The organism is Streptomyces barringtoniae (genome assembly GCF_020819595.1).
Taxonomy (GTDB): Bacteria; Actinomycetota; Actinomycetes; order Streptomycetales; family Streptomycetaceae; genus Streptomyces; species Streptomyces barringtoniae.
In genome coordinates, this window is sequence record NZ_JAJHNP010000140.1 from 1 (window position 1) to 211 (window position 211).

The 211-nt window shown below is 71.6% G+C and carries 1 protein-coding gene; it reads left to right on the forward strand.

What is annotated here, in order from left to right; translation table 11 throughout:
• Positions 1 to 211 (forward strand): KR domain-containing protein (locus LMU33_RS41090; RefSeq protein WP_228627251.1); only part of this gene is annotated, 211 nt, incomplete at both ends.

A 211-nucleotide genomic window follows, 5' to 3' on the forward strand; every position in this document is an offset into this window, starting at 1 on the left:
GGACCGGCCGCTGACGGCCGTGGTGCACACCGCGGCCGTACTGGACGACGGTGTCATCGAGGCGCTCACGCCGGACCAGCTGGACCGGGTGCTGCGGGTCAAGGTCGAGGCGACCCGGCACCTGCACGAACTGACCAGGGACCTGGACCTGTCGGCGTTCGTGCTGTTCTCCTCCTTCGCCGCCACCTTCGGCGCCCCCGGCCAGGGCAAC